The following is a 25,550-nucleotide window of genomic DNA, read 5'->3' on the forward strand; positions in this document are numbered from 1 at the left end:
CTACGAGGCCATTCTCTGGTTCATGATTTGCGCTTCGAGGTTTTGGATCTCACGCATGGCAACCCCCAAGTACTCTTCAGCGTTGTTCAGCTCGCCATTGAGCATTTCCAGTCGCTGGCTCAGCTCCTCAACATTGTCTAGAAACGCCTTGCCAGCCTTTGAATTCCAAGTCAATGCCCGGATTGAACCCAACTGTGCGATGGCAAACTTAGTGGTTTTCTGGGCGTCATCGAGCTGACTTGCCACCGTCAGCAGCGTCGCTTGAAACATCATTTCCTTGCTCCGCATCCTTGAGAATTTGTCCACCATCATGGACAGCAACAATGGGGCACCAGCACGTTTGGCGACCGGTTGTGGAAACAGCAGTGAAGTAAAAGATGTGATGTAGCGCCGAGGATGGAAGAATATGAGTATGGCTGAGATTGCGCGCACTTCCCTTGCTAATGAACCACTGGCTTTGACTGCCCTCGACGGACGCTACCGCAGCGCCGTGGCACCGCTGGTCGACTACCTTTCCGAAGCGGCTTTGAACCGCGATCGCGTTCACGTTGAAATTGAATGGCTGATCCACTTGACCGATAACTCCGTTCTTCCAGGCACCTCCCCGCTTTCTGCGGAACAGAAGGCAGCACTGCGCAAGATCGTCACCGATTTCAACGCTGATTCCGTGAAGGAACTGGCAGAGATCGAAGCTGTCACCGTTCACGATGTGAAGGCTGTCGAGTACTACATCGCTAACCGCCTGGAAGCGATCGGCATTGGCAACCTCAAGCCGCTGGTGCATTTCGGTTGCACCTCTGAAGACATCAACAATCTGTCCTACGCTCTGGGCGTCCAGGGTGGCGTGCAGCAGGTATGGCTGCCGGCAGCCCGCGACCTGGTGGCACAGCTGGCCAAGATGGCCGAGGACTCCCGCGACGTGCCGATGCTCTCGCGCACCCACGGCCAGCCAGCCACCCCAACTACCTTGGGCAAGGAACTGGCAGTTCTGGCGTGGCGCCTGACCCGCCAGCTGGACCGCGTCGAGAAGACCGAGTACCTGGGCAAGATCAACGGCGCTACCGGCACCTATGCTGCCCACTACGCTTCGGTCCCTACCGCTGACTGGCAGCAGATCTCCAAGGGTTTCGTTGAGCACCTGGGCCTGACCTGGAACCCGCTGACCACCCAGATCGAATCCCACGACTGGCAGGCAGAGGTCTACGCAGACATTGCACGCTTCAACAGCATTCTGCACAACCTGTGCACCGATGTCTGGAGCTACATCTCCATCGGCTACTTCGCGCAGATCCCAGTGGCCGGCGCCACCGGATCCTCGACCATGCCGCACAAGGTCAACCCGATCCGCTTCGAGAACGCTGAAGCTAACCTGGAGATCTCCAACGGCCTGCTGAACACCCTGGGTTCCACCCTGGTCACCAGCCGCTGGCAGCGCGACCTGACCGACTCCTCTTCGCAGCGCAACATCGGTACCGCTATCGGCCACTCGGTTTTGGCGATCTCCAACGTTGCCAAGGGCTTGGATCGACTGTCTGTCGCCGAAGCCGTGCTGGCTGACGACTTGGACCACAACTGGGAGGTCCTTGCAGAGGCCATCCAGATGGTCATGCGCGCCGAGGCTATCGCCGGTGTCGAAGGCATGGATAACCCGTACGAGCGCCTGAAGGACCTGACCCGCGGCCACCGCGTGGATGCGGCCCGCCTGAAGGAATTCGTTGGCGAACTGGGCCTGTCGGCTGAAGCCGAAACCCGCCTGCAGTCGCTGACCCCGGGCAGCTACAATGGCATCGCTTCGCAGCTGGTTGACCACTTGAAGAAGTAATCCGGTGGCGCAAGCTTCCCGAACGACGGCTTAAACGAGTTCCGCCCCGGAGCAATCCGGGGCGGAACTTTTTAATACTGGGCATCCGTAGCAGCTTCAATTCGAATTTGCTTCTCAGCGCTGCAATTCCATGCCCCTGTATTAGCGAACGGGGGCACCCGGGCCCAACGGGATGCCCAGCGCCCACCATGCCAAGAAAAGTGCCAGCCAAACCACGAACATGATCACGGCGCAAGGCAGGGTAAAGGAGATCAATGTTCCTATGCCGGCCTTCTTGTTCAAGGTCTGCAGATACCCAACGCAGAGCACGAAACTGGTACTCATCGGAGTAATGGAATTGGTGCAGGAATCCGCAATCCGATAAAGCGCCATGGTCGTCGCCGGATTGGTGCCCAATAGCATCATCATGGGGACGATTACCGGTGCCACCAATGCCCACAACGCTTGCCCTGAAGTAATCAGCAGGTTCAAGGTCGCAACGCCCAACACGACGATCAGGAACAGCCCGACCGTGTTGATCCCCAGCCCCTTGATCGTATCGGAGCCCATTACTGCGACCACGGTGCTGATTTTCGTGTACTTGAACAGGGCCAGGAATTGCGACACCGCGAAGAACAGGACAATCAATGGCGCGATGGCACGTACTCCGTCGGCCATGAACTGGGGAATGTCCGCATTGGACGCCAGCTGACCAGAGCTCTTGGCAAAAGCTGTCCCGATGGCCAGGAAGAACAAGGACAGGAAGAATGCTATTCCGTTCAAGAATGGCGACTCAAGGAACTCGCCGTTCTCGCCTCGCAGCGGTGACGCCGGAATCGCTACTGCCACAGCCAGCACGGCCACGAAAACCAATGCCACCACACCAGTGGTGCGAAGGCCACGACGCTCGGCCACATCGGTCAGGCGCAGTCCCGCTGCCCGGCTGTCGCCTGGCGGCACCTCGGTAGCTTCGACGATAAGCGTCCCTTCCCGCCGTTTCAGAATCAGCTCCGTAACCACGGTGACCGTGACCGCCAAGACCAAGGCCGAAACCGTGGTGAAGTACATATTATCCGTCGCACGAACAGTAGTTGCCGGGTCGATGATTTGTGCGGCTTCCGTTGCCACTTTGGCGAATACCACGTCGCCGGGTGCAATCAACGGATTGGCATCGCCGGCTGCATTAATCGATACGAACGCGACGATCATGCCAAGCATCGGAGAGCGGCCCACCGCTTTAAAAGCCACCGCACCCAAGGGAATCAGTACTACATAAGCGGAGTCCGAGAGGAACTTGGATAAGGCACCGCCTAATGCCACGGCGAAGACGACGTACCGCGGCGACACGTTACTCAATGCACGTCGTGCCATCACTTCGAAGAGTCCGGACCTGTCGGCAACAGCGACACCTAGCATCACGATCAGCACTGTGCCCAGCGGACCGAAGGTGACGAACGATTCTTCCGCGCCAGTTAGCAGATCCCGTATGGCACCTACCGACAACGCACTATTGACCCCCACCGTTTCGCCCGTCGCTGGGTCAACAACTTCGACCCCTGTACGGGAAAGTATCCAGCTGGCTACAGCCAGAACCGCGAACAGGATCCAAAACAGCCAAAACGGATGCGGCAGGGCGTTGCCCGCGCGTTCGAGTCGCGCCAGGAATCTGATTCCCAGCGGCTCTTTTCGGGTTATGGACTCAGTGATAGTCATGGTTCCTCCAGTAGCGGGTCCGTGCCAAGCTCCCATTGCGCTCGGTAACGATGGGGCGGATCGCCCACTAGTGATTTCTATTACAGATGTTGAGCTATATGAGGATGATTAACCAATTTCAGACAATCGTTAGCCGCCCTTTGGCCATGGCATTTTGCCCGGCCGCCGGTCACCGAGTCAGTGTGGACAAGAGATCCGGTCCAAGGCTGAGGACCGTCTTGGTGTCAATCCGGTGATACACAAGTTTCCCCTTGCGCTCCGAAACAACGAGGTCAGCCTCCCGCAGAACCCGCAAGGAACGGGAGATCTGCGCCGCGGGTTGTCCCATGCGCGATGCAAGTTCCGACGTCGTCATTGGTTCAGCCGAAATATGGCGGAACAATTCCATCCGGGAATCGGCGCTCAACGCTCGGAGCCGCTCGCGGACCTGCGTGATCTTGAGAATAGGATCCCTGTCCCGTTGCATCGGGAAGTGGACAATTACCGGGTAGCCGGGGTGATCCTTGACCGTAAGATGATTCCCAATCCATTTCGACGGGATCATCAGAAGTTCCCTGTGCGCCAAGGGCACGCTGCGTTGCTGGAGTTTATCGAAACGCACCTCAGCAACGCCAGGGAAAGCTTTCGCTGTGGCGCCTACTTCTGCAATCACAGAGGTCGGCTCAGAGCGCTTAAACTTCATTGTCAGTTGAGCGGCGGAACCACTTGCCTCCTGGTATAAGTTCTCCCACTCCGCCGCGAAGAAAGAGTTCCAGCATTCGATGCAGAACCGAATAATCCGGCTCCTGAATTTTTGCGGATCATTAACCAATTGTTCCGCCAGTTCAAAGCGGCTCGCAGAGCGTGACCGACAGGAATCCAGAAATTCCTGCTGGGCCTGGCTATCACTGAGCACATCGATGGCTATAGTTTGCACTTGGCTGAACCCCCTCAGCGCCTCAGCTGCCATTCCAGCGAAGGCACTCACCGGCATTGCTGCCAAAGCGGCTAGCTCGCGATCGAACAGGGAACCGGGCTGCAAACTCAGCGGGAAAAAGAATCGAGCCCTGAATCGTGCCCACAACGGTGAAAGCGCTTGGAATTCGCTGATCAGGGGTTCATCCGCGCCGCTGGCGAGGGCCTGGACAGCATCGGAGAATTCAAGGTGGTGATCGGGCTCGGCCCATACATGCAGCAGGGCCATCAACTCAGCCAGCGGTGAACTCGCCACTTTGAGGTCACTGGGGTTGAAGCCCGAAAACTGCAAGGCAATAGCCATTTTTCCCTCCCCAGACCCTGTACACAACAAACATTTGGCTAACTTGCGCCAATTGTCTCATGGACTACCTCGACGACGGATATCTTCGATTGTAGATAATTAGCCGCCGGTCAAGCCCGCAATTTTGATCGGCATTGAACGCGAAAAGAGTGAGCCTTGTCGATCCGAACTGGTGATATGACACCAATTCCAGAAGTTGCCGTGGAAATCCAGGAGTACATGGTGACTCTAAGCGATGGCGTCCAGCTGGCCACGGATGTTTACCGGAACAGCCAACATGAAGGGCCGCTCCCCGTGATTCTGGAACGCACCCCCTATGGCAAGCGAGCCATAAGGGATTCCGACCAGTCTGTTCGCCATAGCGCCGTTCCCATGCCGGAGGAGATTGCCGAATTTTTCATTAGCCGGGGCTACGTTGTAGTTCGACAGGATTGCCGCGGCAGAGGTCGTTCAGGCGGCGAATTCGTAAAGTACTTCAATGAGGGACGCGATGGTTTCGAGACCATTGCATGGATACGCGACCAGCCATGGTGCGATGGGCGTGTGCTCATGAATGGCGTTTCCTATTCTGCCCACGCGCAGACGGCAGTAGCGGCATTGTCTCCCGAATCGCTTGCAGGCATGTTCATGGACTCTGGCGGGTTCTCTTCAGCCTACGAAGTGGGCATGAGGATGGGCGGGGCCTTCGAACTGAAACAGGCTACTTGGGCGTTCCGCCACGCGGCCAGAAGTCCAGAGGCTGCCAGCAGCCCCGAGATCGCCGCGGGCCTGGCCAAGGTGGATCTAGCTGAATGGTTTGAACGGACCCCTTGGACCCCTGGCAAGTCCCCCCTGAGCCTGGCTCCCAGTTACGAAAGCTATCTGCTTGACCAGTGGTCCCGCGAGTCATTTGGGGAGTACTGGAGTCACCCGGCAATCTATGCTCGCGGGTATTATGATCGCTTTCCCGACGTGCCGTCTTTCCATATCTCCAGCTGGTACGATCCATATATTTCCTCAGCCATTGAGAACTTTCAGCAGTTATCTTCCATGAAAAGCAGTCCAGCGTATTTGCTCCTGGGCCCTTGGACCCATGGCAAGCGGTGCCAGAATTATGCCGGAGACGTGGATTTCGGAACCGGGGGCTACTTCGACGGTAACCTCGCACCGTCTTACCTGCACTTCCGGGCCGACTGGATGGATGAAGTGCTCGGCCGGGCTAGGAATGCAACTCCGCGCCACAAGGTCACGTACTTCATGATGGGAGGTGGTCCTGGGACGGCAACTGACGAAGGCCGCCTGTTGCACGGAGGACAGTGGAAGCACGCAACTACCTGGCCGCCAGAGACTTCGGCGAAGACAACCATGTACTTGCACCCGGACGGTGGCATGCGAGCGGACCCGTTCTCGGGCCAGGCCCATTCAACGCTGATTTTCGATCCTCATGATCCTGCACCGACCGTGGGCGGCCAAGTAACCAGCGGTGAGCCGCTCATGCGAGGCGGAGCATACGACCAAGTGGCACCGTCAGGAGCGCTCGACTCTGTCCCCGTCAGCCTGGCCGATCGTGCCGATGTCTTAGTATTCCGGTCGGCAGTGCTCGACACTGCCGTGAGTATCGCGGGCGACGTCACTGCCGAAATATACCTTTCGTCATCTGCACCTGATACCGACTTGACCATCAAGCTGATCGATGAGTACCCACCTAGCGCAGACTATCCGAACGGATTCGCGATGAATCTTACCGAGGGAATCATGCGGGTGCGTTACCGGGATTCGTACAAAGATCCGGAGTTGATGCAGCAAGGACAGGTCTACCGGGTAACGGTCGCTGCGCCGTCGACAGCAAACCTGTTCGCCGCTGGCCACCGTATTCGGTTGGACGTCTCGTCAAGCAATTTTCCCCGGTTCGACATCAATCCGAATACTGGAGGTTCCGCAGCCCGCGATAATCAAAAGCTCATCGCTGAAAATACTGTTCATTTCTCGACTGAGCACCCGACTTCGCTGTCGCTTCATATCCTGCCAAACGCCTGAAAACATACAACTCAGCTGCGTCGCAAGTGGGGTCTGGATCGTGCTGGCGGGTGAAGTTCAATGCATCGCGCCCAGATGCACCAGGAAAGTTCCATGGCCTGCCACATCCTGTGCACGTTGTCCGTGCCTGCGCTTGGAGAGCAATGGGCCGCAAGCCGTCGAGCGGGCGGGGTACCTGGCCCCGCCTCTCGCACCACCGGGCATGCGGGCCAGCATCCGGCGCTTCGCCACGTCACTGAATACGATCCCGAGCACGACTAAAGAACACCATGCCCAAAGCCTCCCAATACCCAGTTGGCAATTCACGAGGAACAACGGAAAATCGAATTACGCCAGTACTCGAGCGAACGTTTCCGACTGTTTATTTTCGTCCTTCGCAACACCAAACGGCGAAGGTCCGCCATCTGGGTCCGGGGACGCTTTCACACCATCCAAGGAATCTGACGCGACTGTCGCCTCACCCAGTCGTCAAGACCAGGGAACTTCCGGCTAATGCACATCCCCGCCGGTTGATAATGGAACAAATCTGGAGGAACTGGCTCCACAACCGCTTGCTGGCTTACCCCCGGTACGCATGCCGCTCATGAGATTCATATTCCTCAGCGCACAGTTCTGCCTCTGGCTTCCTCCCCACCCCCTAGCTGAGACGCAGTTGCCTTCATGCAGGAGTTGAACGCCCTCTTCCCTTGGGCATTTTCCCTGTAGCAAATGCCCACACTGGGCGTACACGAATAGAGGCGCCGCCACCCCGGACGAATTCCTGGGGAGGCGGCGCCTCTTGCACGTCATTTGGCGTAGCCGCTTGAATCAGAACTGAGTAGGTTTAGCCTCGAATGCGAGAGGGATGCCACGATTCTCGAATTGGTCTATTATCTTTTCGTAAAGGGCGCGGTACTCTACGGCAGGATAATGGCGGAGGGACACCTGAATATAGGGCTTTCCTTCCCTGAATTTTCCTGGTTGACCCTCCACGGGTTCGTGCAAATAAATCTCTAATGTCCGGTTCAGGTCCGCTCGATCCCATAGGACTTGGACCTTCGCATTGTTGACGTGCTCGACGCCCATGACCGAAGCAATCGAAGCCCAAGCGATCTTGTGCCCACCGCGAACTGTTAGGCCACTGGCCTTGACCTTCAGATCGATGGCATCGGCCGCTTTTCTACCGGCACCCTTCACTGCGCTGGCAAGTGCGACGGCGCCGAAGATCAGCAGTATGGAGCCCACTACGGTGGGGATACCCTGAAGGACAATTTGAGCAAGATAGCTTGAGGTTTCCGGCAAGTCGTTGGCAATCAGGTAGATGCCCATCAATAAGAGGATCATTCCAATAGCCAACAGGCTGAAGCCCTTGTCAATCCGCGGATAGAAATACAGCGAGGACGCCACGAATTCATTGTGCTCGGGCAATCTGGATCTAGAGGTCTTCATATGCTGCCTAATTCGCTTTCATGGTCAACGTTGTCGAAGATCACCGCATCGAAAAGATCGATCATCGGGTCCATCATGAAATTCAAAGTCGAGAGGTCGGAGTCGAACGCCTCGAGCAGGAAGAGCAGTCCATGTCCCCGCGCTACGGTTCTGACATGCCCGATGGCCGGCAGCACTGCTGATCCGTTTCCTTCCCGCTGCCCATCCAGCGCGATGACGGACGCCAATTGGATGATCTGTCCAAGTGACTCCGAGTGGTATTCGCTCATCTGGACCGGTGCCGCCGATTCGTAGTCCGGCTGGGCCAGTTCCTCCAAACTCAAGGCAGGGTCGTCATCCAGAACTATCAAATGGGCAGTGCCCAGTGCGTGTCCATCTTCAGGCGAATACCAGAGCGTATGCTCGGCTTCGGCTATTTGGTTGTTCGCCACGTCCAAAGCAAGCTGCTCATAGACCTTCCGCAGCTCAAGATCTTCCGGGATGGCCAATTCCGCAAGGTCCTGTGCCCATTGCTCTGCCGTATCCCAACTATCTTCAGGAAATGAGCGAGGTACCGGAATCCAAATTTCCAGATCCGGTTCAATCTCGTATGTTGTCACTGAATTGGCACCCACTTGAAAGTTCCCAGTATCGACAAGCCCAACGACTTTAATCCTTCGGAGAATGCCTCACCATTCTCCGACTCAACGTGCGCGTAGGAATAAAGCAGCCACAATCCGGCTTTTGGATCCGGATCGATGGTTCCATCTGGCAACGGACGAGGAACAACCATGTTCAGGCCATTGTTCTTGAGCTCTGGGGATTCGGCGGCTTGCTCTACGGAAGACCAGAGGTACCAGTCTGCTCCGTCGGCGTCTTCGATTTCGATCTGGTTGCCGCCTGCGGCCTTTCGCGCAGCTTCCAGCAGAGTGCCGGAGGATCCCACCTTGAGTGGGGTCATGATCACGGAAACCGGCATTCCCCCCTCGGCAAGTTTCTCTACCGGCATTGCGAAGCCAAGTGATCCGCGGCGCCTCAAGTACTCGAACGTCTGGTGCATTTGCCGTCGAAGCATCAATACCAGGTCTGCGCGTCCAAGTGCCTTGGGCTCTGCCGTCACCAGTTTCGTCAAAGCCTGCTCGTGCTCAACACTGGTGTTGAATTCGCGCCAACCTGCCGGATACAGCAAGCTGTATCCGATGCCTCGGGGACGCGCCTTCGACGCTGGTGGTGTTGCGCTCATCGTTTCTCCCGCAAATTCAATGTGTGGCTCGGATGTTCACTTTACGGATTGCTCCGCGCCGAAGCTACTTCTCGCGAGTCAGGTCCCAGAGGCTAGGAGGCGCGGTCACTATGACGTTGCCCCGGTCTTCCCAGTTCCCGTGCTTCGCAATCTTTTCCGCCCAGGCTCTGGCCTGAGGACCCATGTCGTCAGGGTTCTTCAGTATGTAGGCAGCCATTTCGCGATGCTTTGTTGCGCTTCCCTCCGAGATGTACTTCACGTATGTCTTCCAGTCGCCTTTGAATTCCTTGTTGAAGCCATCCAAATACTTGTTGGTCTTGCCGGAAACGGTCTGCTGGTACTTTTGCTCGATCTTGCGGTTATTTCGCCGGATCTTGGCTTTGGTCGGACGGTTTCCACGGATCGTAGTTTTCGGTGGGCGCTTGGTGCCCGACTTGATGGAAGACCTGACAATGCCGCGCCCCGTGCTGGAACGCGTTTTGCTAAAGGCCTTGATGATGTTCCGAGGTCCCGCTTTGGATCCTGCCTTGATCCCCGAGGGAAATGCCTTGCTTAAGCCGGAGAAGGCTTTTCCAGCAAAACGGCCGAAGGGGATAATTCCGACTACCGCTATCAGCAAACTGGTCCAGTCGCCATCGCCTTGGACCATCTTGATGACCTCGATTGCCACCACGGCAACGGCAGCGATCACCGCAATTGCTGATGCGATCGGTCCCCACACCGGCGAAGTGATGAACAAGGCCGCAATACCCACGCCCAAGGCAATCCAGCCTAGAACCGAACCCAGGGTGGAGAGGAACTTGTCATCGTTGTCCGCGGCTTTGAAGGCATCCTCGATTTCGCCGACTGCCTCATCGTAGGCATCTTCCCAATAGGAAACGCGACCGTCGAATTTGCCCCACAGCTCACGCAGTTCTTCTTCGGCTTCTTCGCGCGCAGCGGTTGCTTCTGTCAGGTCGCTTTTGGCTTCCGCTTTTTCCTCGTCGGTCCCTTCGCTGAAGCCGAGGAATCCGTCGGCATCATCTACCGCGCCTTCGGCGGTGTCTTCTTGGCTTCTCTTGGTTTGCACGCTCTGGTGCGCATCCTCGATGTCCGTGATCAGCGCGTTCAAGGTCGTGTACGAATCCACTCCGCCCTCAGCGGTGCACATTTGGAGCGCGCCTTGGACCCGGTCCAAAGCATAGGAATATTTCTTCAGGGCCTGGCCTGTGCCGTCGTATCGAATGGCCGCCTTGCGCAACTCGGGAAATACGTCTCCAGCGTTCTCACGCAGCTTGGCGATAGCTTCAGACTTCAGATCCGACGTCCCGTTACTGATGTCTTCCAGCCTGGCCGCAGAGCGTTCCATCTCCTCGCCCGAGGTGATCAAGTCCTTGGCGCTCCGGAGCAGGTCATCAGGATTTCCGTCGATGAGCTGCAGGGTTGTACCCTTTGGCGATTCCAAGGTCATGTCGTCAACTCTCTCAGTTTACTTAGCTTCTTTGGGGGCATCGGAAGCACGTGAATTCAAGAAGGCCTTCTTCGTTTCCAGATCCCACTCTTCGAATCCATCCTTGATGTCCTTCAACCCGGTATGCACTCCTTCAAGATTCTTGAGGAGGTCATCACGGGTATCGTTCCAGTTGTCTTCGAAGTCCTTGACTCGGTCTTTCAGATCGCCTTTGCCCATCGGGTCTCCCACTGAGCCGGCCATGCCCTTGGCAAAGTCAGACGCATTCTCGAAATCCTTAATACTATTGCCTAGCTCCGTGACAATTTCTTCCAGGCGCGCCAAATAGATTTCATCGGCCATAGTGCAAACGACTCCTCAGGTATCCAGCGACGACGCTGCAGGACAATTCGGTATTCAAGGATCAGGCGGTGCAAGAAAAATGTGGCCGCCCGTAATTTCCCAAGGCGGCCACATTACCCCGTAAAAAATGGTCCTACTTGCCAGCCATGGAACGGTCGGTGTCCTGGATCTGCTCCATCATGTCGCGCAGGGCGATGGCCATGTCATTAATGCCGTCGAAAGCCTTCTTCAAGCCATCGTTCAGGTCCTTGTAGCCTTCGCCGAACTGGCCCGAAGCGTGCTCGGTGGTGAAGTCTTCGCCCAGCAGCTTGTCCACGCCGGACTGCAGCTGCTCAAGAACGCCATCCAGGTCTTCGCGCCCGGTATCAAGCTTCGATGCCATGGCTTCCATTTCGCCGTAATTGGCCTTGAAATCAGTCACAACAATGCTCCTCAACTCGTCGACTGGCCCGCTTGCCGGGCCACTCTAGTTCGTTCACAGTCTAGAATAATGTGGCAGATGGCCTCCGTTCAATGGGGAGAACTCCCCGTGGCAGGCCAGCATTGAACTGAAGTAGAAAGGTCCCATGGACGTCGTTTCAGCAGCAGCCCTCGCCAAATCCTCCACCCTCGGAATGCGGCCGGCCGAAGCACGCCTGCGCATTTGGTCCTACCTTATCGACTACGCTATTTCGCTGGCTGCATTGCTGCCCGCCGGCATCGGCTACGTGATTTTCCGGGTGACTGGACAGTACTCCACCGTTCCGCTGGTCCTGTCCGCGGTCAGTGCCCTGCTATTGCTGGTCTACCTGATTGTCTTGCTCACGATGAACAGCCGCAAGGGCTCATCGCCCGGCAAGTCCGCGATGCGACTGCGCGCCACCGGACTGGGCCGCTTCGCCGCACCGGGTTTCCCCCGCGTTATGGTCGCGTCTTTCGCCTTCCTGCTCAGCCATCTCATCCCGCTCATCGGCCCCGTCCTGCTACTGGTCTCCTGCCTGTTCGACAAGGAGCACGGCCGCGGCTGGCTGGACAAGATTGCCCAGACTTATGTGGTCGATATCCGCAATGGACTGGACCCCACCAACCCGCGGGCGCTGGCCCGTGCCGAATACCTGCTCTCGCGCCCGGACCGGGACATTTCCGAGCATCTGCCGCCGCTGGGCACGATCGAAGATGACGCCGAGCGCGAAGAGGCCGCCGTGCCTTCGCGTGCCCGGTCCACCGCGGGCATTGTCGGGGCGCAAAACAGCGACTGGCATTCGCCTTCGGAGCAAGGTCTGGGAATCGTCCGCCGCGCGGCCTTCGCCTTCGACGACGGGTCCTACATCCCGGTTCCCGAATCCGGGCTGATCGGGCGTGCGCCCCAGGCCACCGCGGGCACCGGCAATGAACTGCTGGTCGCGCTGAAGGACCCGGAACGTCTGATGTCCAAAACGCACCTGGCCTTCGGCTGCGACGGGGCGAATGCCTGGATCATGGACCTGGGATCCAGCAATGGCACCCAGGTCATCGTCGCCTCCCGCGCCCCGCACAATGCACCGCCCCATGTCCGCCTGCATCTGAATGACGGTGACGTCGTCCAAGTCGGCAGCCGCACCTTCCGCATTACCTTCCAGGAGACCGCCAAGTGAAAATCAAGGCCACGCTCAGGCGACCGGACACCAGCACCGTGGACGTCATCCTGACCTGCGATGCGACCGCCACCGTGGGAGATGCCGCCCGCGCCTTGGCCGGGGAGCAGGTTCCCGAGCATCCCACGCTGCTGGCCACGGCCACCGGCACCGCGCCGGTGCAGCTCGATCCGCACACCCCGCTGGCCGAAGCGGAACTGGGTTCGGGCTTCACCATCGAAGTCGTGCCGACTACCGATGCCTTCGTCTCGGGCGGCTCGGCGGCCGCGGTGCTGCGAGTAGCCAACGGCCCGGATGCCGGCATGGCCTTCGCGCTGCCCGCCGGCACCTCCTATGTGGGGCGCTCGGAGAAGGCCACCGTGGTGCTCAACGACCGCATGGTCTCCACCCGGCATGCGCGCATCGAGGTGGGCAGCAAGATCGAGCTGGTGGACCTGAACTCCGCCAACGGCATCCTAGTGGATGGCGGGTTGGCCCAGCGCGTCTCGGTGATCCCCGGCCAGCTGATCACCCTGGGCGCCACGGATGTCTACTTCGAGCTGCTGCACGGGACCGCCACGGGGCAGTCCCCGGTCTACGAGATGGGCGGCTCGATCCTCTTCAACCGCTCCCCGCGGGTGGAGATCCGCTACCCCGGCGAGGAACTGCCTCGCCCGGCGATCCCGCAGGAAGCCAGCCCCAAGCTCTTCCCCTGGCCGATGATCTTCGCACCGCTGATCATGGGCTTGACCATTTTCTCGCTGACCCAGCGCGCGCTGTCGCTAATCGTGGTGCTGGTCTCGCCGCTGATGATGCTGGGCAACCTGATCGGCCAGCGCACCCAGAACAACAACAAGCTGCGCCTGGAAATCGAGACCTTCGAACGGCAATTCGAGGCATTGGAAGATGGCCTGCTGGCCGGGGAGGAAGCCGAACGCGCCCACCGGCGCAGCGAAGCCCCAGCCACCGCAACGGTCTTCGAGCAGGCCGAGTCCCTGGGCCAGCTGCTCTGGACCCGACGCCCGGAGCACTGGAACTTCCTCTCCCTGCGGCTGGGCTCGGGAACCGCCCGCAGCCGCACCACCGTGGCCCCGTTGGCGGACCGGGCAGGACTGCAGGAATACGTCGAACGGGTCGAAGAGCTCACCGAGCAATACCGGATGATCGACGATGTGCCGATCATCGAGCTGCTGCCCTCTGCCGGCGCCATCGGCATTGCCGGGCCCCGGCTGCAGTCCGCCGATGTCCTGCGCTCGCTGGCCGTGCAGCTTTTCGGCCTGCACGCCCCCAACGACCTGTGCACCGCCGCGATCATCGACCCGGCCTGGACCGGGGACCTGGAATGGTTCAAGTGGCTGCCGCACACCACCGGGCCGCGCTCCCCGCTGGCCCAGCTGGCGCTGGCCGATACGCAGACCTCGGGCACCGTGCTGCTCAACGCTCTGGAAGAGCTCATCGCCCGGCGCAACGACCCGGCTTCCTACCGGCTGGGCCCGCTGTCCACCCGCAATTCCTCCATGGAGCTGGGCAAGGAAGCCGGCGAGCAGAACACCAGCCTGCCGGTAGCCAAGGACCTCTCGCTGGTGCTGTTCGTCAGCAATGACGCCCCGGTGGACCGCGCCCGGCTCTCGCAGATCATCGAGCGCGGACCGGCCGTGGGCATCTACACGATCTTCGTGGCCCCCACCGTCCAGTCCCTGCCCGCGGCCTGCCGCACCTTCGTGGATGTCACCCGGGGCCTGGAGGATGCCCGCGTGGGCTGGGTGCGCGCCGGCGAAGAAGCCCGCAAGGTGACCGTGGAAGGAGTCTCGCGCGAGCATGCAGAGCACTTCGCCCGTCGGCTGGCTCCGATCGTTGACTCCAGCTCGCTGGTCCCGGACTCTTCGGATATCCCGGACTCGGTGTCGCTGCTGCGCATCCTGGGCACTGATCTGGCCGAAGCACCGGACGCGGTGCTCGAGCGCTGGAAGCAGAACAACTCGGTGATCGACCGCGCCGCCACCGGGCCCCGGCCGCGGCTCAAACGCGCCGGAACCCTGCGCGCCTACGTCGGCCAGAGCACCCCGGATGCGATGAGCCTGGATCTGCGCACCCAGGGCCCGCACGCCCTGGTAGGCGGCACCACCGGCTCGGGCAAGTCCGAATTCCTGCAGGCCTGGGTGCTGGCGATGGCCGCCGAGTACAGCCCCGACCGGGTCACCTTCCTCTTCGTGGACTACAAGGGCGGCTCGGCCTTCGCCGACTGCGTGGAGCTGCCGCACTGCGTCGGGCTGGTCACCGACCTCTCCCCGCACCTGGTCCGCCGCGCGCTGACCAGCCTGCGTGCCGAGCTGCACCACCGCGAGAAGCTCTTCCACCGCAAGAAGGCCAAGGACCTGCTGGAGCTGGAAAAGCGCCAGGACCCGGAGACCCCTCCGGCCTTGGTCCTGGTGGTCGACGAGTTCGCCGCTTTGGCCGGGGAGGTCCCGGAATTCGTGGACGGCGTGGTGGACATCGCCCAGCGCGGCCGCTCCCTGGGCATCCACCTGATCCTGGCCACCCAGCGCCCGGCCGGGGTGATCAAGGACAACCTGCGCGCCAACACCAACCTGCGCGTGGCGTTGCGCATGGCCGACGCCGCGGACTCCAATGACGTGGTGGAGGACCCCATCGCCGCCGGCTTCGACCCCTCGTTGCCCGGCCGCGGCATCGCCAAGACCGGCCCGGGCCGGCTGGTGCCCTTCCAGTCCGGCTACGCCGGAGGCTGGACCACCGACGAGCCCGAAGCGGCCGAGGTGCGGGTGGAGGACCTGCGCTTCGGCGGCGCGCGCGTCTGGGAGCAACCCGAATCGGCGACGCCGGACATCGAGGAGAACAGCGGCCCGAACGACCAGAAGCGCCTGGTCTCCAGCTTCATCGCCGCATCCAACGGCGCCGGGATCCCGGCCCCGCGCCGGCCGTGGCTCGATGATCTCTCGGCCACCGTGGATTTGCGCGAGCTCGCCCCGGATTCGGACAGCCGGATCCCGCTGGCACTGGCCGACATCCCCGAGCACCAGGCCCAGGAAACCGCCTGGTTCGAACCCGATACCGACGGCCACCTGCTGGTCTACGGCACCTCCGGCGCGGGCAAGTCAGCGGCCTTGCGCAGCATCGCGATCGCCGCGGGAGCCAACCCTTCGGCCGGCACCGCAGCGGTGTACGCGCTGGAATTCGGCACCAGCTCGCTGCGGTCGCTCGATCCGCTGCCGCATGTCGGCGCGGTGATCGGCGGCGATGACGTGGAGCGCATCCAGCGCGTCTTCCGCATCCTGGCCGAGCACCTCGATGAGCGCTCGGCCCGGTACGCGGCCGCAAACGCCGCCTCTCTGAGCGAATACCGCCAGGTCACCGGGGACTTGTCCGAGCCGCGCATCTTCTTGCTGATCGACGGCTTCGGCCAGTTCCGCAGCGACTGGGAGCTGGGCCACGGCCGCGGCGAGTACTACCAGGTGTTCATGCGCATCGTGGGCGAAGGCCGCCCGCTGGGCGTGCACGTGGTCACCACCGCCGACCGCTTCGGCGCGGTGCCCACCGCGATCAGCGCGAACATCACCCAGCGCGTGGTGCTGCGCATGGCCGACGAGCAGGCCTACAACGTGCTGGGCGTGGCCAAGGATGTGCTGGGCGAACGCAGTGCCCCGGGTCGCGCCATCATCAAGGGCCACGAGGCGCAGATCGCCGTGCTGGGCGGCACCGCGAACGTGGCCGAGCAGACCGCGCTGACCACCAGCTGGGCCCAAGAGCTGGCAGCTTCCGGTGCCCCGCAGGCGGCCGGAGTCGAGTCGCTACCGCAGGAATTCTCCGCGGCGGCGCTGCCCGACACGGTCAACGGGCAGCCGGCCATCGGCCTGTCGGATGCCACCCTCGCACCCTGCGGCTTCGAGCCCATCGGCACCTTCGTCATCGCCGGGCCGCCGCAAAGCGGGAAGACCAACACCCTGCGCGCCATGGTCACCGCGCTGGAACGCGCCAACCCGGCTACCCAGTTCTTCCACATTGGCGGCCGGCGCGCCGAGCTGCGCGGCTGGCGGACTTGGAACGGCACGGCCTCGGGCCCGGCCGAGACCCGGCAGTTCGCCAAGGACATGCTGGATCTGGTCGCCGACGATTCCATGCCGGGCAAGATCGTGTTCGTTGTGGAGAACTTCACCGAGTTCGCCGATTCGGATGCCGAGCGCCCGCTCAAGGAACTGCTCAAGGCCATCAACCGCTCCGACCACTTGTTGATCGCCGACGGAGACATCAACGCGTTCTCCTCCAGCTTCGGGCTACTCGGCGAACTGAAGTCCAACCGCCACGGCATCGCGCTCAAGCCCGACGCCTACGACGGGGACTCGCTGTTCAAGATGCCCTTCCCGCGCGTCAAGCGCCACGAATTCCCGCCGGGCCGCGGATTCATGGTGCAAAACGGGCAACGCACCCTGGTCCACCTTCCACTCGTGGAACAGTAGGGCCGACGGACTCTGCGCCGGTTCAGTTTCCCGCGAACGATCCCGCACTTTGCCCTTCACGCTGCGGGCTGAACACCCCAGCGCCATGGCGCCAGCGGTAATAGGCCAAGCAGGCAAGGGTGAACGGGACACCGAAGTACAGTGCTGGACGCTGCACTGGATCAAAAGCCACGCCCACCAGCGAAGCGCCAAGCAGCACCAAGGCGATGATCGGCAGAATCGGGAACAACGGTGCCCGATAGGGCAGGGAATCGGTGGATCCATGCAGGGCAACGTAGTGCCGGCGGAACGACAGGTGCGATGCGCAGATCACGATCCACACCGCTACTACCGCAAACCCGGCAATGGATACCAAAGCCATGAAGAGCGACTGCGCCGCGATAAAGCTGGAGAACAGCGATACCAGTCCGCCGAGGATCGACAGGCTCAGGGCCAGCATCGGAATGCCCCTGCTGTTGGTCTTGGACAGGGCCTTGGGCGCCTGGCCTGCGGCTCCCATGGAATGCAGCATGCGAGCGCATGAGTACAGTCCGGAGTTGCCTGCCGAGAGCAGGGCGGTGATGATCACGAAGTTCATGATGTCCGCACCGGCTGGCAGGCCGGCGACATCCAGGACCGTGACGAAGGGACTTTCATTCGCGCCAGCCTCGGCAAACGGGATAATTGCGGCTACGACCACGATGGCACCGATGAAGAACACCGCCAAGCGAACCACGGCGGTGCGGATGGCCCGCGGAATGCTCAGCTGCGGGTTCTTCGCCTCGCCGGCCGCTACGCCGATCAGCTCGGTGCCGCTGAATGCGTAGAACACCGAGAGGACGGTGAGCAGTACTCCGGTAATCCCCGCAGGGAACAGTCCCCCTTCGGTGCTGAAGTTGGACAGGCCAATCACGCCGGCGTCACTGGCCGGGTTGATGCCGATGATCGTGGCGGCGCCAACGACAATCACCAGCAGCACCGCCGCCACCTTGATCAGCGCAAACCAGAATTCGGTTTCGCCGAAGACCCGCGATGAAGTCGCATTCAGCGCAAACAGCAAAGCAGCGAAAACCAGTGAGAAGACCCAGACGGAAATCGAGGGGAACCAACGTTGCATCAGCAGCCCGGCTGCGGTGAATTCGCTGGCCAGGGCTACCGCCCAGCACAGCCAGTAGAGCCACGCCGTAGCAAAACCCCACGCTGGTCCAAGATCACGGGTGGCGTGTGCATGGAATCCTCCTGCCACCGGATGCCGCGCCGATAGCTCTCCCAGCCCGCTCATCACCATGTAGGCCACCAAGGCTCCGACTGCATAGGCCAGCACCGCGCCCAGCGGCCCGGCTTGGGCAATGGTGTATCCGGAGGAAACGAACAGGCCCGAACCGATCACCCCGCCCAAAGCGATCATCACCAGATGACGCGAGGTCATGGTTCTTAGCAGTCCGGAATCGGCTGGTGCAGTCTCGTTGGTGCTGACGATGCTCTCGGTCATGGGGCTCCTTGTGGAATGAATGCGCTTGCAGGATATCGAGCTTGGACGGCAGTCCCGGACGGGCATGTCATCTGTGGTCACACAGCGTCAAGGTCGGTCATCCAAGCACTCGGCGTGTACCCTCGATGACGTGCATACCCCAAACCACCCCAGCAATTTCCGTGACGCATTGCGCGCCGAAGGCAGCCCGCCAATCATCCTCGACGGCGGTCTCGGCACCCATCTGGCCGATCGCGGCAATGACGTGACCGGGCACCTGTGGTCAGCGCAGATCCTCATGGACCGCCCCGAAGAGGTCCGCGCGGCACACCAGGACTTTTTCGCTGCCGGCGCCCAAGTTGCCACGACCTGCTCCTACCAGGTCAGCTATGACGGCCTGGCTCAGGTGGGCTCCGAGCAGAAGATGGAACAAATGCTGCGCACCAGCGTGCGCCTGGCGCGAGAAGCCTCCAGCGCTGGGAGCGCGGACGCAGCACGCTGGGTGGCCGCCTCGGTGGGTCCCTACGGTGCCGGACCGGGCGCCGGGACCGAATACGACGGCGCCTATCGCAAGACGGCCTCCGAGCTGGCCAATTGGCACCGCAAGCGCTTGGAAATCCTGGCTGACGCCGGTGCCGATCTGGTCATCTTTGAAACCGTGCCAAGCCTGGCAGAAGCAGAAGCATTGACCGTATTGGCTCGTGAGCTGCAGCTCCCGGCGTTGCTCAGCCTTGCGGTGCGCGCCGATGACCAAGGCCGAGTGGTTCTGGGCGATGGCACCGATCTTCGAGTCGTAGCCGGAATCGTTCAGGAATCCGGCGTGTGGGACGCAGTCGGCGTGAACTGCTGCCCGGTACCCCAAGCGGTGGCCGCGTTGCAGATCCTGGGAGAAGAAACCGGCTTGCCGCTGTCGGCCTACCCGAATAGCGGAGAAATTTGGGACCACGAAGCTCGTGTGTGGGTCCCAGGAACTGAAGGCAATGATTTGCCCGGAGCGGTTCCCGAACTCGTGGCCGCAGGCGCTCGCCTGATCGGCGGTTGCTGCCAGGTCACCCCGGGACAGATCACCCGGGTCCGCGAAGCCGTCCAGCTCGGCTAAAGCCCTTCCAGGCACTTCGGCTTCCGCTGAGCCAGCGGCTTGTCCGTAGCCCTGGACAGTGCGCGAAAAAGCCGGCAGCAACACGCAGTTGCTGCCGGCTGGGACCAGTTACTAGAACTCGAAGTCGCCGAAGTCCCCACCGGCACCGCCGAGGAAGTCCCCGAACATGCCTTCGGCCTGGCCGCCCAGGCCTTCACCGGCCGCGGAGAGCTGTTCCCCGGCACCGGATACGGTATCGCCCAGGCCCTCGGCCATGGACCCGAACTCTTCGCCGATACCGGCGAAACCATCAAGCAGCGGTCCAGCAATGGCCGTGCCGATGAACGCACCTGCCACGCCGCCGAGCAGGCCAACACCCAAGCCGCCGGCCGCGCCGGCAGCCATGCCCATGCCCCGTCCCTTGCCGCCGGAACCCAAGATCTTGTCCATGAACCCGGGACGCGACATCTCCGCGCGGGTTGCCGAACGGGCCAGGTCCCTTGGGTCCTGGCTCATCGGGCGTTCTGCTGGCGGCAACTGCTTGGAGAGTTCATGATGCAGCAGTTCGCGTTGCTGCGGGGTCAGCCGGGCGAAAGCCTCGGCGTGGGCGCGTTCCATATCCTGCGGCGGAGCGGTACGGAGCATGTAGCGGTACTTCTCGATCGCGGCCTGATCCTCGCGCGACGGTGCCGAGGCCGGCTGGTTGCCGTAGCCGCGCTCGCCGTAATTCTGGTGCTGCGGCTGCTGCTGGTAGCCGCCGGGATTCTGCTGGTAGCCGCGTTGCTGGTTATTGGAGCCGCGCTGATTGCTATTGGAGCCGCGCTGGTTGAGCTGTTCCCGGACGTACTCGCCGGCCATTTGCTTGCCCTTGCGCAGCAGCTTGTCGAACATGGACATGGAATTGGCCTCCTAGACGTTGCGGGCGCGGTGCACGAAGCACCGCTCTCCCCTGTTTAAACTCCCCGGCATTGCTCCTTGTTCCCCACGTTAGACAATTCTCATAATCGCCCGTCGGCCCCGCATCTAGGCGCTGCGCACCGGCTGCTTTGCCCCGGACGTGATCCTCGCCAGCAAGTCGGCAGCCACGGACACCGCAATCACCGCCGGCTGCTTGCCCCGCACCTGCTCGATCCCAATGGGGCACTGGATCGCCGCGATCTGTTCGTCGCTGAAGCCGCTGGCACGCAGATTCTTCTGGAAGCGGGCCCACTTGGCACTCGACCCGATCAATCCAATCGATCCCAAGCCCGGGTGGCGCAACGCGGCATCGCACAGGTGGAAATCCTCGGCATGATCGTGCGTCATGATCAGCACGTGCGTTCCCTCCGGCAGGCAGCTGAGCACCTGCTCCCCGAGCACCGCCACCGCCGAATGGATCCGCGCCACGCTCGGTTCAAGGGCCGGCAGGTCCTCCAGGAATTCCGGGCGCGAATCAACCAGATGCAGCTCCAGGTCATGGCGGGCGAGAATGCGGGCCAATTCCATTCCCACATTTCCCACCCCGAAGATCGCCACCGTGGCAGGAACCGGCAAGGGCTCTAGCAGCACCGTGATCTCGCCGCCGCAGCATTGCCTGCCGTACTTGGCCGGGGCCTTGTCGCTGAGCTTCATGGTGATGCTCTGCGGCTGGTTCCCGCCCGCGCTGATCATCTGCCGGGCCCGTTCCATGGCCGCCATTTCCAGGTTGCCCCCGCCGATGGTTCCGAAGATCTCCTGGCTGGCAATCACCATTTTCGCGCCGGCCTCGCGTGGGGCATGCCCGCGCACCGCGGTGATGGTGGCCAGCACCGCGGGACGCCGTTCATTGCGCAGCGCGGTGACAGCTTCAATCCACGACAGCATGGCTACCGCTCCTCCCGCGCCGCTTCGATCGCCCAGAACACCGCTTCCGGAGTCGCCGGGGACGCCAGCGGCACCGGACGCCCGGTGCGGCCGAAGGAGGCAATGGCCTGCCGCAGTGCCTCGCGCACCGAGAAGGCGAGCATCAGCGGCGGTTCTCCCACGGCCTTGGAACCGTAGACCGCGCCTTCCTCATGCGCCTTGTCCAGCAAGCTGACGTTGAAGACGTCAGGCATCTCGGAGAAGCTCGGGATCTTGTAGGTGCTCGCGGCTTGGGTGGCCACCCGTCCGCGGCCCGGGCCATCGGAGGTGTCCCAGCGCAAATCCTCCAGGGTCAGCCAGCCAGCCCCCTGCACGAATCCTCCCTCGATTTGCCCCAGATCCACCAGCGGCGAGAGGGAATCGCCCACATCATGGACGATATCCACGCGGCGCAGCACGTAGGAGCCGTCAAAGCCGCTGACTTCCACCTCGCTGGCCGCCACCCCGTAGGAAAAGTACTTGAACGGGCTGCCCGTCATCCGCGACAGGTCCCAATGCAGCCCTTCGGTCCGGTAGAAGCCGGCGGCCGAAAGCTGGACCCGCTGGAAGTACGCGGCGTTGACCACTTCTTCCCACCCCAGCGATTCGCTCTTGCCCAGCGCGGTGACCCTGCCGCCGCTGAAGCGCAGGTCTTGCGCCGGAACCCCCAATTTTCCGGCGGCCACCTGCGCGAGCCGGCCGCGGATCTGCTCGCACGCATCCTTGACCGCGCCGCCATTCAGGTCGCTGCCCGAACTGGCTGCGGTGGCCGAGGTATTGGGCACCTTGTCGGTGCGCGTAGGGGCAATGCGCACCTTGGATAGCGGCACGCCCAATGCGGTGGCGGCCACCTGCAGCATCTTGGTATGCAGGCCCTGTCCCATTTCGGTGCCGCCGTGGTTGACCAGCACCGAACCGTCCTTGTAGACCAGCACCAACGCGCCGCCCTGGTTGAAGGCGGTGAGGTTGAAGGAGATGCCGAATTTCACCGGCGTCATCGCCAGCGCCCTTTTGGCGTGCTCGTGCCCGGCATTGAATTCTGCGATCTGCTCCTCGCGCGCGGCGATACCTGCCGAGCCGAGCAGCTGGCTCCAAGCTGCCTCCAAGCGCTCGGGATGCCGGACCGGCTGGTAGTACGGGGTGTCCTGTCCCTGGGTGTAGAAATTGCGGCGGCGCAGTTCCCGGGCGTCCAATCCCAGCTGCGGGGCCACCCGGCCCAGGATGTCTTCCATGACCAGCATGCCCTGCGGACCGCCGAAGCCGCGGAACGCGGTCTGCGAGGTCTTATGGCATTTGGCGATGCGCCCGTTGACCCTGATATTCGGGATCCAATAGGAATTGTCGATATGGCACATCGCGCGGGTCAGCACCGGTTCGGACAGATCCAGACTCCACCCGCCGTCAGCGGTCAGTTGGGCCTGCAGGGCCAGGATCTTGCCCTGCCCGTCGAAGCCGATTTTCCAGGTTGCATGGAATCCGTGGCGCTTGCCGGTCATGGTCATGTCCAGGGTGCGGTCCAGCCGCACCCGCACCGGCCGTCCGGTGAGCACCGCACCGAGGGCCGCCACCGCGGCATAGCCATGGGGCTGCATTTCCTTGCCGCCGAAGCCGCCTCCCATGCGCAATACCTGCACGGTGACCTCGTGGGCGCCGATGCCCAGCACATGCGAGACGATGTCCTGGGTTTCGGTGGGGTGCTGGGTGGAGCAGTGGATCATGATCTGCCCGCTCTCATCCACGATCGCCAGCGAGTTCTGGGTTTCCAGATAGAAGTGCTCCTGGCCGGCGAACTCGAAATCGCCCTCGAAAACGTGGGCCGCCTGCGCGAAGGCTGCCTCCGGATCTCCCTTGGAGATTTCGGGCTGGATTCCGTGGAAGCTGTTGGCCGCGATCGCGTCCTTGATGGTGATCAGCGAGTCCAGCGGCTCGTACTGAACGCTCACCGCCTTGGCCCCGGCCTTGGCAGCTTCCAGGTCTTCACCCAGGACCCACGCCACCGGTTGGCCGAAGAACATGACCTCGTGAACCGGGAGCAGCGGTTCGTCGTGCTTGGCGCCCTGGTCATTGACCCCGGGGATGTCTTTCGCGGTGATGACCCGGACCACCCCGGGTACCTGCTGCGCCGCACTGGCATCCAGGCCCAGGATTTTTCCATGGGCGCAGGTGGACTGCACCGGGTAGGCATGCAGGACCCCGGCCAGACGCGCGGCCAGGTCGTCGGTATACAACGCGGTGCCGGTAACGTGCGCGGCCGCCGATTCGTGGCGGTGGCGCTGGCCGACTACCGGAGCGTCGGGGCGTTGGGATAGCTGGCTCATGAGTTCTGCTCCTGTCCTGCTTCCAAGCTGCGTTCAAGCTGCTGGGCATAGAACCGTTCAAGCGAGGAGGCCAGCATGGCCTTGCGGTAGTTGGCGCTGGCCCGGTGGTCATCCATCGGGGTTCCTTCGGTGCCCATGGTGCGTGCCGCGGCCCGGATAGTTTCCAGGTTCCACGGCTGGCCTTCCAGCTCGGCTTCGGTGGCCACGGCGCGCAGCGGGGTCGCGGCCACGCCGCCCAGCCCGATCCGCGCCGTGGTGATCATGCCGTCCGACACCGTGAGCGCATAGCCGATGGCTACCGAGGAGATGTCATCGAAGCGCCGCTTGGAAATCTTCTGGAAGCTGGTCAGCGGCGCCAGCGGCAACGGGATGCGGATCGCGGTGATCATCTCCCCCGGCTCGCGCACGGTCTGCCGGTAGCCGGTGAAGTAGTCCGAAAGCGCCACCACCCGGTTGCCGCGGATGCTGGAAAGGACCAGCTCGGCCTCCAGCGCCAGCAGCGCCGGCGGGGTGTCGCCAATGGGCGATCCGGTCCCCAGGTTCCCGCCGATGGTTGCGCTATTGCGGATCAGCCTTGACGCGAACTGCCCGAAGAGCTGGGAGAGCAGCGGAACCTGCCCGGCGAGCTTGCGTTCCAGCTCGCTCAGGGTGCAGCCCGAGCCCAGTTCAAGGTACCGCTCGTTCCAGTGGATCTGGCGCAGCTCGGGCAGCCGGTCGATGGCCAGCACCGAGCGGGCGCGGGCGCCCTTGATGTTGACCTCCACGCCCCAGTCGGTGGCACCGGACACCAGTACGGTCTGCGGTTCGGTTGACAGGATCTGCAGTGCCTGGTCCAGGTCCGCCGGCCGGCGGAAGCGGCCCAGGTCCCCGGTAGGGGTATCGGCGCGCTGGATGTCGGTGGCCACCGGTGCCGGGGCCCGGTGCTGGGTCCGGGCAGTCAGCGGGTCATCCGGCTCGGGCTCGCCCAGCGCGTAGGCGGCGTCGCGGATCGGGCGGTATCCGGTGCAGCGGCAGAGATTGCCCGACAGCGCGTGCAGGTCGAATCCATTCGGTCCGCACTCGTGCTCCCCGCCATCACCCGCGCTGACTGCGGGATTGGCGGTCCGCTCGGGGCGGTAGTATTCGGCGGCCATGGAGCAGACGAATCCGGGGGTGCAATAACCGCACTGGGATCCGCCGCGGTTGGCCATCTCTTCCTGCACCGGATGCAGCGCCGCGACGCTGCCCAGCCCTTCGGAGGTGATGATCTCCTGGCCGTCGAGCGCCGCGGCCGGCAGCAGGCAGGCGTTGACCGCCGTCCACCTGCTGCCTTCCCCATCGCTGCGGGCCACCAGGATCGAGCAGGCGCCGCACTCGCCCTCGGCACAGCCTTCCTTGCATCCGATCAATTGCTGCCCGCGCAGGAAATCCAGCGCGTTGGTATGCGGCGGCCCGTCGAATTCCCGGACCTTTCCGTTGACCGTAACCAGGCATTTTGTCTCTTGCGTTGCCTCGGCGCTCATGCCGTTGACACCTCCTGCGCCCGGGTATCGCCGGACGCACCATGAATG

At 62.1% G+C, this 25,550-nt stretch carries 19 protein-coding genes; 5 read left to right on the top strand and 14 right to left on the bottom strand.

Annotated features, from left to right (window positions below):
* A complete protein-coding gene (locus ACFVHU_RS06725) occupies nt 1-432 on the bottom strand; it encodes a hypothetical protein (protein WP_133834095.1) in 432 nt (143 codons plus the stop codon).
* On the opposite strand from ACFVHU_RS06725, the gene purB reads away from it, so the two are divergent.
* Nucleotides 413-1,822 (top strand): adenylosuccinate lyase, encoded by a 1,410-nt coding sequence (purB, locus tag ACFVHU_RS06730; RefSeq protein ID WP_388023327.1) that lies wholly within the window; start codon nt 413-415, stop codon nt 1,820-1,822. The two genes, ACFVHU_RS06725 and purB, sit on opposite strands and share 20 nt — an antisense overlap.
* Nucleotides 1,823-1,963: 141 nt before the next feature.
* On the opposite strand, the gene ACFVHU_RS06735 is transcribed toward purB, so the two are convergent.
* Together ACFVHU_RS06735 and ACFVHU_RS06740 are read right to left on the bottom strand one after the other, a co-directional pair.
* Nucleotides 1,964-3,514 (bottom strand): AbgT family transporter, encoded by a 1,551-nt coding sequence (locus tag ACFVHU_RS06735; protein WP_388023330.1) that lies wholly within the window; start codon nt 3,512-3,514, stop codon nt 1,964-1,966.
* Nucleotides 3,515-3,683: 169 nt separating this feature from the next.
* Nucleotides 3,684-4,772 (bottom strand): DUF5937 family protein, encoded by a 1,089-nt coding sequence (locus ACFVHU_RS06740; RefSeq protein ID WP_388023333.1) that lies wholly within the window; start codon nt 4,770-4,772, stop codon nt 3,684-3,686.
* 156 nt (nt 4,773-4,928) lie between these two features.
* On the opposite strand from ACFVHU_RS06740, the gene ACFVHU_RS06745 reads away from it, so the two are divergent.
* On the top strand, nt 4,929-6,788 hold the full coding sequence (locus ACFVHU_RS06745; protein WP_388023336.1) for a CocE/NonD family hydrolase: 1,860 nt from the start codon (nt 4,929-4,931) through the stop codon (nt 6,786-6,788).
* A gap of 807 nt (nt 6,789-7,595) precedes the next feature.
* Here the strand turns inward: ACFVHU_RS06745 and ACFVHU_RS06750 are convergent.
* The 6 genes from ACFVHU_RS06750 to ACFVHU_RS06775 all read right to left on the bottom strand — a co-directional run bounded on the left by ACFVHU_RS06750 (nt 7,596) and on the right by ACFVHU_RS06775 (nt 11,651).
* On the bottom strand, nt 7,596-8,174 hold the full coding sequence (locus tag ACFVHU_RS06750) for a hypothetical protein (RefSeq protein WP_388023338.1): 579 nt from the start codon (nt 8,172-8,174) through the stop codon (nt 7,596-7,598).
* A 38-nt stretch (nt 8,175-8,212) separates the two neighbouring features.
* Entirely contained in the window at nt 8,213-8,815 is a 603-nt protein-coding gene (locus ACFVHU_RS06755) for a hypothetical protein (RefSeq protein ID WP_388023341.1), read from the bottom strand.
* Nucleotides 8,812-9,438, bottom strand: a complete 627-nt coding sequence (locus tag ACFVHU_RS06760; RefSeq protein ID WP_388023343.1) for a hypothetical protein — start codon at nt 9,436-9,438, stop codon at nt 8,812-8,814. The genes ACFVHU_RS06755 and ACFVHU_RS06760 overlap by 4 nt, the downstream gene beginning before the upstream one ends.
* Nucleotides 9,439-9,502: 64 nt before the next feature.
* On the bottom strand, nt 9,503-10,888 hold the full coding sequence (locus ACFVHU_RS06765; protein WP_332498720.1) for a hypothetical protein: 1,386 nt from the start codon (nt 10,886-10,888) through the stop codon (nt 9,503-9,505).
* 18 nt (nt 10,889-10,906) lie between these two features.
* Nucleotides 10,907-11,230 (bottom strand): hypothetical protein, encoded by a 324-nt coding sequence (locus ACFVHU_RS06770; protein WP_105656206.1) that lies wholly within the window; start codon nt 11,228-11,230, stop codon nt 10,907-10,909.
* Between the two features lie 133 nt (nt 11,231-11,363).
* A complete protein-coding gene (locus tag ACFVHU_RS06775; RefSeq protein ID WP_066141890.1) occupies nt 11,364-11,651 on the bottom strand; it encodes a WXG100 family type VII secretion target in 288 nt (95 codons plus the stop codon).
* 145 nt (nt 11,652-11,796) lie between these two features.
* Here ACFVHU_RS06775 and ACFVHU_RS06780 point away from each other — a divergent pair, with 145 nt between their 5' ends.
* Nucleotides 11,797-12,843 carry an RDD family protein gene (locus ACFVHU_RS06780; RefSeq protein WP_388023348.1) on the top strand — a complete coding sequence of 349 codons (1,047 nt, stop codon included), beginning with the start codon at nt 11,797-11,799 and terminating at the stop codon, nt 12,841-12,843.
* The gene (locus ACFVHU_RS06785) at nt 12,840-17,294 is read left to right on the top strand and encodes an FtsK/SpoIIIE domain-containing protein (protein WP_388023351.1); all 4,455 of its coding nucleotides are present in this window, start codon (nt 12,840-12,842) and stop codon (nt 17,292-17,294) included. Before ACFVHU_RS06780 ends, ACFVHU_RS06785 begins: the two co-directional genes overlap by 4 nt.
* A 22-nt stretch (nt 17,295-17,316) precedes the next feature.
* Here the strand turns inward: ACFVHU_RS06785 and ACFVHU_RS06790 are convergent, their stop codons facing one another.
* Nucleotides 17,317-18,765 carry an amino acid permease gene (locus tag ACFVHU_RS06790; protein WP_388023353.1) on the bottom strand — a complete coding sequence of 483 codons (1,449 nt, stop codon included), beginning with the start codon at nt 18,763-18,765 and terminating at the stop codon, nt 17,317-17,319.
* 130 nt (nt 18,766-18,895) lie between these two features.
* Here ACFVHU_RS06790 and mmuM point away from each other — a divergent pair, with 130 nt between their 5' ends.
* Nucleotides 18,896-19,843, top strand: a complete 948-nt coding sequence (mmuM, locus tag ACFVHU_RS06795; protein WP_388023355.1) for a homocysteine S-methyltransferase — start codon at nt 18,896-18,898, stop codon at nt 19,841-19,843.
* A gap of 111 nt (nt 19,844-19,954) precedes the next feature.
* On the opposite strand, the gene ACFVHU_RS06800 is transcribed toward mmuM, so the two are convergent.
* The 4 genes from ACFVHU_RS06800 to ACFVHU_RS06815 all read right to left on the bottom strand — a co-directional run bounded on the left by ACFVHU_RS06800 (nt 19,955) and on the right by ACFVHU_RS06815 (nt 25,502).
* Nucleotides 19,955-20,719 carry a hypothetical protein gene (locus ACFVHU_RS06800; protein WP_388023357.1) on the bottom strand — a complete coding sequence of 255 codons (765 nt, stop codon included), beginning with the start codon at nt 20,717-20,719 and terminating at the stop codon, nt 19,955-19,957.
* Between the two features lie 126 nt (nt 20,720-20,845).
* Nucleotides 20,846-21,664 carry a xanthine dehydrogenase accessory protein XdhC gene (gene xdhC, locus ACFVHU_RS06805; RefSeq protein WP_388023360.1) on the bottom strand — a complete coding sequence of 273 codons (819 nt, stop codon included), beginning with the start codon at nt 21,662-21,664 and terminating at the stop codon, nt 20,846-20,848.
* A 2-nt stretch (nt 21,665-21,666) separates the two neighbouring features.
* The gene (xdhB, locus tag ACFVHU_RS06810; RefSeq protein ID WP_388023363.1) at nt 21,667-24,000 is read right to left on the bottom strand and encodes a xanthine dehydrogenase molybdopterin binding subunit; all 2,334 of its coding nucleotides are present in this window, start codon (nt 23,998-24,000) and stop codon (nt 21,667-21,669) included.
* Nucleotides 23,997-25,502: a xanthine dehydrogenase small subunit gene (locus tag ACFVHU_RS06815; RefSeq protein ID WP_388023366.1), complete on the bottom strand. Its 1,506-nt coding sequence runs from the start codon at nt 25,500-25,502 to the stop codon at nt 23,997-23,999. The genes xdhB and ACFVHU_RS06815 overlap by 4 nt, the downstream gene beginning before the upstream one ends.
* Between the last annotated feature and the right edge of the window lie 48 nt (nt 25,503-25,550).

The organism is Glutamicibacter sp. NPDC127525 (assembly GCF_042672105.1).
GTDB lineage: Bacteria > Actinomycetota > Actinomycetes > Actinomycetales > Micrococcaceae > Glutamicibacter.

What these genes read in the sequence shown, in the direction of transcription:
- ACFVHU_RS06780 (WP_388023348.1), top strand. Translation starts at nt 11,797, where the DNA reads ATGGACGTCGTTTCAGCAGCAGCCCTCGCCAAATCCTCCACCCTCGGA.
- ACFVHU_RS06815 (WP_388023366.1), bottom strand. Translation starts at nt 25,502, where the DNA reads ATGAGCGCCGAGGCAACGCAAGAGACAAAATGCCTGGTTACGGTCAAC.
- purB (WP_388023327.1), top strand. Translation starts at nt 413, where the DNA reads ATGGCTGAGATTGCGCGCACTTCCCTTGCTAATGAACCACTGGCTTTG.
- xdhC (WP_388023360.1), bottom strand. Translation starts at nt 21,664, where the DNA reads ATGCTGTCGTGGATTGAAGCTGTCACCGCGCTGCGCAATGAACGGCGT.
- xdhB (WP_388023363.1), bottom strand. Translation starts at nt 24,000, where the DNA reads ATGAGCCAGCTATCCCAACGCCCCGACGCTCCGGTAGTCGGCCAGCGC.
- ACFVHU_RS06800 (WP_388023357.1), bottom strand. Translation starts at nt 20,719, where the DNA reads ATGTCCATGTTCGACAAGCTGCTGCGCAAGGGCAAGCAAATGGCCGGC.
- ACFVHU_RS06765 (WP_332498720.1), bottom strand. Translation starts at nt 10,888, where the DNA reads ATGACCTTGGAATCGCCAAAGGGTACAACCCTGCAGCTCATCGACGGA.
- ACFVHU_RS06735 (WP_388023330.1), bottom strand. Translation starts at nt 3,514, where the DNA reads ATGACTATCACTGAGTCCATAACCCGAAAAGAGCCGCTGGGAATCAGA.
- ACFVHU_RS06740 (WP_388023333.1), bottom strand. Translation starts at nt 4,772, where the DNA reads ATGGCTATTGCCTTGCAGTTTTCGGGCTTCAACCCCAGTGACCTCAAA.
- ACFVHU_RS06790 (WP_388023353.1), bottom strand. Translation starts at nt 18,765, where the DNA reads ATGACCGAGAGCATCGTCAGCACCAACGAGACTGCACCAGCCGATTCC.
- ACFVHU_RS06760 (WP_388023343.1), bottom strand. Translation starts at nt 9,438, where the DNA reads ATGAGCGCAACACCACCAGCGTCGAAGGCGCGTCCCCGAGGCATCGGA.
- ACFVHU_RS06770 (WP_105656206.1), bottom strand. Translation starts at nt 11,230, where the DNA reads ATGGCCGATGAAATCTATTTGGCGCGCCTGGAAGAAATTGTCACGGAG.